This is a genomic window from Micromonospora sp. RV43 (assembly GCF_001029515.1).
GTDB classification, from domain to species: domain Bacteria; phylum Actinomycetota; class Actinomycetes; order Mycobacteriales; family Micromonosporaceae; genus Micromonospora; species Micromonospora aurantiaca.
Genome location: NZ_LEKG01000289.1, coordinates 1 through 5,092, shown reverse-complemented (window position 1 = coordinate 5,092; position 5,092 = coordinate 1). Strand labels below are relative to the sequence as shown.

Genomic DNA, 5,092 nt, shown 5'->3' with positions numbered 1-5,092 from the left:
GTCCCGCGCCGCCCGCAGCCCGGCCGGTCTCACCACCGCCGCACAGCCCGCCGTACCCCGGACCGGCCCGGCCGGTCTCGCCGCCGCACCACCCCGGTCCGCCCGCCGCCCGGCCGCTGCCGCCCGCGGTGCCCGTCGCTCCGCCGGCGAAGCCCGGACGGCCGCCGGAGCAGCGCCGGGGCAAGGCCGGGCCGCCTGTCGCACCGCCGCCGGGCTGGCAGCAGCCGCCCAAGCGGACCCGCCGCCGGCGCCGCTGGCCCTGGGTGCTGCTGCTCTCCGTCGCCTGCTGCTGCGGCCTCCCGCTCTGGTGGTTCCAGCCGATCTCCAGCCAGTACCCGGCCAGCGCCACCCTCCCGGACCAGATCGACTCGATGCGGCTGCGCCAGGACGAGAGCAGCCGGACCGCCGCCGAGGAGCTGAAATCCCAGGTACGCGAGGCGAACCTGCTCGCCGAGGACACGTTCGCCGGCATCTACAGCACGAGCGACGGCAAGCGGGTGACGTTGTTCGGCAGCACCGGGCTGCGGTTCAGCCCGGAGTCGGACGCCAAGGCGGAACTCGACCGCCTCGCCGGGGACTACGCCCTGAAGGAGTCGGTGGCCGTGGACACCGGCGTACGGGGGCGCCACGAGCGCTGCGCCGTGGGCCGGGCGGACGGCGACTCGGTGGTGGTCTGCGTCTCGGCCGACCACGGCAGCCTCACCACGGGCGTGTTCACCCGGCTGTCGGTGGACGACAGCGGGCGGCTGCTGAACGACCTGCGCCAGCGCGTGGTGGTGCCGAAGTCCTGACCGCTCAGGCGGTCTGCTCGCCGCCGGCCTGGTCGCCTGCGGTTTGGTCGGCGCGCTTCGGGGCGTAGCGCGGGACGTACTCCTGGCCGCTGAGCTTCTGGATCTCGGCCATCATCTCGTCGGTCATCGCGCGCAGCGAGGTGCGGTCGTCGGGGCGGCCGGTGAAGTCCAGCGGCTTGCCGAACTTGATGGTGATCTTGGCGCGGCCCGGTCGCGGGATCCGCGTACCGATCGGCTGGGCCTTGTCGGTGCCGGTCACGCCGACCGGGATGATCGGCACGCCGGCGGCGATCGCCAGCCGGACGGTGCCGGTGCGCCCGCGGTAGAGACGCCCGTCCGGGGAGCGGGTGCCCTCCGGGTAGACGGCGACCAGGTCACCGGCCTTGAGCACCGGGATCGCCGCGTCGAACGCGGTCAGCGCGGCCCGGCCGCCGGCCCGCTCGACCGGGATCGCACCCAGCCCGGTGAGCACGAACTTGGAGAAGCCGCCCTTGAGCCCGGTGCCCTTGAAGTACTCCGACTTGGCCCAGAACGCCAGGTGGCGGGGCACCACGGTGCCGAGGAGCAGTTCGTCGGCGACGGAGAGGTGGTTGCTGGCGAAGATCGCGCCGCCGGTCGCCGGGATGTGCTCCAAACCCTCCACGTGCGGACGGAAGGCCAACCGGAGCGCGGGCGCCACGGTGAGCTTGCCGATGGTGTAGAGCAGGGGCACGGGTCCTCCGGCGGTCGTACGTGAAACAGGCGCTGTCACGGTAGCCGACGCGGCCGTCCGCCACCGAGCGGGTGGTCCGCAGTCCACTCGCTGGGTGCGGGTGTTAAGCAGGGGCCCCTCCTCTACCTGAGGCGTTAAGAAGGGCCCCCGCCTTACATCACACCTTGCGGACCGTCACTGTCACGCGCTCGCCCTCGCCGGCCTCGCCGTCGAAGCCGTCGAGGCCCTCGGCGAAGTCGATGCTGTCGGCGAGCACCTCCCGGGCCACGAACCCGGTGTACGCGGCGACGGCCGCGCGCACCTCCTCCGAGGCGGAGACGGCCACCGTGATCCGGTCGGACACGTCGAGGTCGGCCTCCCGGCGGGCCTGCTGCACGACCCGGACCACGTCCCGGGCCAGCCCTTCGGCTGCGAGTTCCGGCGTGACCTCGGTGTCCAGCACGACCACTCCCTCACCGCCGGGCAGCGGCGCGGAGTGCTCGGCGTCGGCGGCGACCAGGCGCAGCTCGTACTCGCCCTCGGCGAGCGTGACCCCGGCGGCGACCGGGGCGCCGTCGCGCAGCTCCCACTCCCCCGCCTTGACCGCCTTGATGACCTGCTGGACGGCCTTGCCGACGCGCGGGCCGAGCGCCCGCGGCACCACGGTGAGCACCTGCTGGCAGTACGCGGACACCTCGTCGGTGAGCACGACCTCCTTGACGTTCACCTCGTCGGCGACCAGGTCGGCGAAGGGCCGCAGCTGGGCGGCGACGGGCGACGCCACTGTGAGCTTCGCCAGCGGCAGCCGTACCCGCAGGCCCTTGGCCTTGCGCAGCGACAGCGCCGCCGAGGCGACCGCCCGGACGTTGTCCATCGCGGAGACCAGCTCGTGGTCGGCCGGGAACTCCTCCGCCTGCGGCCAGTCGGTCAGGTGCACCGACCGCTCGCCGGTCAGCCCGCGCCAGATCTCCTCGGCGGTCAGCGGCGCCAGCGGCGCCACCACCCGGCACAGCGTCTCCAGCACGGTCCAGAGCGTGTCGAACGCGTCCGCGTCGCCGGCCCAGAACCGGTCCCGGGACCGGCGCACGTACCAGTTCGTCAGCGCGTCCAGGTAGGACCGCACGGTGGCGCAGGCGCCGGAGATGTCGTACGCGTCCATCTGCGCGCCGACGGTCGCCACCAGCTCGTTCGTCTTCGCCAGCACGTACCGGTCGAGCACGTTCGTGGAGTCGGTACGACGACGCGCGGTGTGGCCGTCGGCGTTGGCGTACAGCGAGAAGAAGTACCAGACGTTCCACAGCGGCAGCAGCACCTGGCGCACCGCGTCCCGGATGCCCGACTCGGTTACCGCCATGTCGCCGCCGCGCAGCACCGGCGAGGACATCAGCATCCACCGCATCGCGTCCGACCCGTGCGAGTCGAACACGTGGTAGACGTCCGGGTAGTTGCGCAGGCTCTTGGACATCTTGCGCCCGTCCGAGCCGAGCAGGATGCCGTGGCTCAGGCAGTTGCGGAACGCCGGCCTGTCGAACAGCGCGGTGGCCAGCACGTGCATGGTGTAGAACCAGCCGCGGGTCTGCCCGATGTACTCGACGATGAAGTCACCCGGGTAGTGGTGCTCGAACCACTCGCGGTTCTCGAACGGGTAGTGCACCTGGGCGAACGGCATCGAGCCGGACTCGAACCAGCAGTCCAGCACCTCCGGCACCCGGCGCATCATCGACTTGCCCGTCGGGTCGTCCGGGTTGGGGCGGACCAGGTCGTCCACCGCCGGCCGGTGCAGGTCGGTCAGGCGTACGCCGAAGTCCCGCTCGATCTGCTCCAGCGAGCCGTACACGTCCACCCGCGGGTGGTTCGGGTCGTCGGACTTCCACACCGGGATCGGCGAGCCCCAGAACCGGTTCCGGCTGATCGACCAGTCCCGGGCGTTCGCCAGCCACTTGCCGAACGAGCCGTCCTTGATGTGCCCGGGGGTCCAGTTGATCTGCTGGTTCAGCTCGACCATCCGGTCCTTGAACGTCGACACGGCGACGAACCACGACGACACCGCCTTGTAGACCAGCGGGGTGTCGCAGCGCCAGCAGTGCGGGTAGGAGTGGGTGTAGGTGTCCTGCCGCAGCACCACCCCCCGCTCCTTCAGCTCCCGGATCACCGGCTTGTTCACGTCGAAGACCTGCTCGCCCTGGTACGGCGGGACCAGCGCGGTGAACCGGGTGTGGTCGTCCACCGTCACGACGGTGGGGATGCCGGCGGCGTTGCAGGTGTTCTGGTCGTCCTCACCGAAGGCGGGCGCCAGGTGGACGATCCCGGTGCCGTCCTCGGTGGTCACGAAGTCCGCGCCGAGCACCTGGTACGCGTTCGGGCCGGCCGGCTCGACCAGGAAGTCGTAGAGCGGCGTGTAGCGGCGTCCGACCAGGTCGCGGCCGTACACGGTGCCGACCTGCTCGTACCCTTCCAGCTCCTTGGCGTACGCGCCGAGGCGCGCGGCGCCGACGACGTAGCGCTCACCGTCGCGTTCCAGCAGCGCGTACTCGATGTCGGGGCCGACGGCGAGCGCCAGGTTCGACGGCAGCGTCCACGGCGTGGTCGTCCAGACGCCCAGCTTGACCGGCCCGCGCAGCGGCTCCGGCGCGTTCTCGTCGGCGGTCAGTTCGAACCAGACGGTGAGCGTCGGGTCGTGCCGGTCCCGGTAGACGTCGTCCATCCGGGTCTCGGTGTTCGACAGCGGCGTCTCGCACCGCCAGCAGTACGCGAGCACCCGGAAGCCCTCGTAGACCAGACCCTTGTCGTGCAGGGTCTTGAAGGCCCACATGACGCTTTCCATGTAGTCCAGGTCGAGCGTCTTGTAGTCGTTGGCGAAGTCGACCCAGCGGGCCTGCCGGGTGACGTACCGCTCCCAGTCGTGGGTGAACTCCAGCACCGACGTGCGGCAGGCGTCGTTGAACCGGGCCACGCCGAGGTCGAGGATCTCCGCCTTGGTGGTGATGCCGAGCTGCTTCTCGGCCACCACCTCGGCGGGCAGGCCGTGGCAGTCCCAGCCGAACCGGCGCTCGACGTGCCTGCCACGCATGGTCTGGTAGCGCGGCACCACGTCCTTGACGTAGCCGGTGAACAGGTGGCCGTAGTGCGGCAGGCCGTTGGCGAACGGCGGGCCGTCGTAGAAGACGTACTCGTTCTCGCCGTCCCGGCCGGCGTCGCGGGCCTCCACCGACGCCTCGAAGGTCTTGTCGGCCGTCCAGTGCTCCAGCACCCGGCGCTCGACCGCGGGCAGGTCCGGGCTCGCCGGTACACCGGCGCCGGTCGGGTCGTGCAACGGATAGGCCATCGCCTGTCGCTCTCCCTCAGCAGCTCACTCGTCCGTGGTCTGCGAGGACGAGCCGAATCCGGTACGCCGTGACCGGCGCCCGGGTGTGGCCCGCGGTACCACCCCGCTTGGCGGCCGAGGTGCGACCGCCCGCTCGTTGGCCGGCTGTGACGGGCCGGTCCCGTCCGGTTCTACTGAGCCGGTGACCCGGCCGTTCTTCCGGAGGCTCGCCGGTGATGGCCGGGTCGTCGCCTGTGCCCGTCAAGCGTACTCGACCCCCCACCCACCGCGCCGCCGAGTATCACC

At 71.6% G+C, this 5,092-nt stretch carries 2 protein-coding genes and 1 pseudogene; 1 reads left to right on the top strand and 2 read right to left on the bottom strand.

All coding sequences use genetic code 11. The features are described 5' to 3' along the window. Window positions 1–791: pseudogene (locus ABD52_RS36075) on the top strand (hypothetical protein); the annotation flags it as partial. 4 nt (window positions 792–795) lie between these two features. Here ABD52_RS36075 and ABD52_RS36070 read toward each other — a convergent pair. After that, window positions 796–1,503, bottom strand: coding sequence for a 1-acyl-sn-glycerol-3-phosphate acyltransferase (locus tag ABD52_RS36070; RefSeq protein ID WP_013288019.1), 708 nt, complete (start codon window positions 1,501–1,503; stop codon window positions 796–798). A gap of 157 nt (window positions 1,504–1,660) precedes the next feature. Next, window positions 1,661–4,807 carry an isoleucine--tRNA ligase gene (ileS, locus tag ABD52_RS36065; RefSeq protein ID WP_047894695.1) on the bottom strand — a complete coding sequence of 1,049 codons (3,147 nt, stop codon included), beginning with the start codon at window positions 4,805–4,807 and terminating at the stop codon, window positions 1,661–1,663. Window positions 4,808–5,092 lie beyond the last annotated feature (285 nt).